3 protein-coding genes are annotated in these 1,504 nt (G+C 33.0%); all 3 read right to left on the bottom strand.

The features are described from left to right. On the bottom strand, positions 1-716 hold a 716-nt coding region (locus IDG60_RS13770), incomplete at its 3' end, for a glutamine synthetase family protein (RefSeq protein WP_206160807.1). Positions 717-734: 18 nt separating this feature from the next. After that, positions 735-1,103 carry a MerR family transcriptional regulator gene (locus IDG60_RS13765; protein ID WP_000624945.1) on the bottom strand — a complete coding sequence of 123 codons (369 nt, stop codon included), beginning with the start codon at positions 1,101-1,103 and terminating at the stop codon, positions 735-737. A 242-nt stretch (positions 1,104-1,345) separates the two neighbouring features. Then, on the bottom strand, positions 1,346-1,504 hold a 159-nt coding region (locus tag IDG60_RS13760; protein ID WP_206160808.1), incomplete at its 5' end, for a methionine gamma-lyase family protein.

Raw genomic sequence — 1,504 nt, 5'->3', positions numbered from 1 at the left:
AATAATGGTTTAGGCATAAATGTTGCGTGTAAATTATGTTTACGTGCGATTGTTTTAACAACCAATTTAAATGTTTGGATATTATCACATGCTGTAACAGCATCTGCATATTTAAAGTCAATTTCATGTTGACCAGGGGCAACTTCATGGTGACTAGCTTCAATATCGAAGCCCATATCCTCTAATTCTAAAACAATATCACGACGACAGTTTTCACCTAAATCTGTAGGTGCTAAATCGAAATATCCACCATCATCATTAAGTTCTAAAGTTGGTTCCCCTTTTTCATCCAACTTAAACAAGAAGAATTCTGGTTCAGGCCCTAGGTTAAAGTCTGTGAAGCCTAAATCTTCCATTTCTTTTAATACACGTTTTAAGTTTGCACGAGGATCCCCTTCAAATGGTGTTCCATCTGTTTTATATACATCACAAATTAAACGTGCAACTTTACCTTGTCCAGCAGTCCATGGGAAGATTACCCAAGTATCTAAATCTGGATGTAAGTACATATCTGATTCTTCGATACGTACGAAACCTTCGATAGAAGAACCGTCAAACATCATTTCGTTATCAAGTACTTTTTCTAATTGGCTTACAGGCACTTCAACATTTTTAATTGTTCCTAAAATATCAGTGAATTGTAATCTTAAATATCTTACATTTTCCTCTTCTGCAAATTTACGAATGTCGTCTTTAGTGAAAGTACGTTTTGGCATTTTAAAATCCTCCAAATTTTATTTAATAAATCGGGATAAATCACCACGATTTATTGGCAAAGTTTCTCCAATAGGCTTTTGCGTGGCATCTACAATCATCTTTTTTCTTATCTCTTGTTCATCTGTTGTTAAATGCTCTTGTGAGTCATAAATGATTTGTTTAATCCCTTTGATATTAAATCCTTTTTCTAATAATGATTTAATTTCTAGTAATCTTTCCAAATCATTGAGTGAGAACAGACGTTTTTGACCTTCTGTTCTTTCAGGTTTGATGAGTTCATGTGTTTCATAGTAACGTATTTGCCTTGGCGTTAAATCCGTTAACTTACTTACTACACTCATAGAGAAGACAGCCATATTTCGTCTGATTGCATCATTCGATATCATTGTTCCTCTCCTCTACTTTTGAACTTGTTAATAACTTATCATAATTTTTTTAGGATTTCAAAAATATGTCAGGTTTTCTAACATAAAGCTTAAAACATTGATATAACTGCGATTTCGACTTCTAAAACGACATAAAACAATCTACAGCTAAAATATTTTTTCGATTTTTAAAAATAATCTGATAAATCTCCGCAAAAAATTTCACCCAAGACACATTATCATTTAGGGTGAAATTTAATCTATTATATAAGTCCTTGTTCTTTCAACTGATTAACAGCTCTTGTCACAGCAATTTTAACGTGTTCATATGTTAATCCTCCTTGAACATATGCTTCATAAGGAGGACGAATAGGTCCATCTGCAGATAATTCAATCGATGAACCTTGAATAAACGTACCAGC

Source organism: Staphylococcus sp. EG-SA-2, from assembly GCF_017152085.1.
This window is presented reverse-complemented; position numbering and strand designations above follow the sequence as displayed.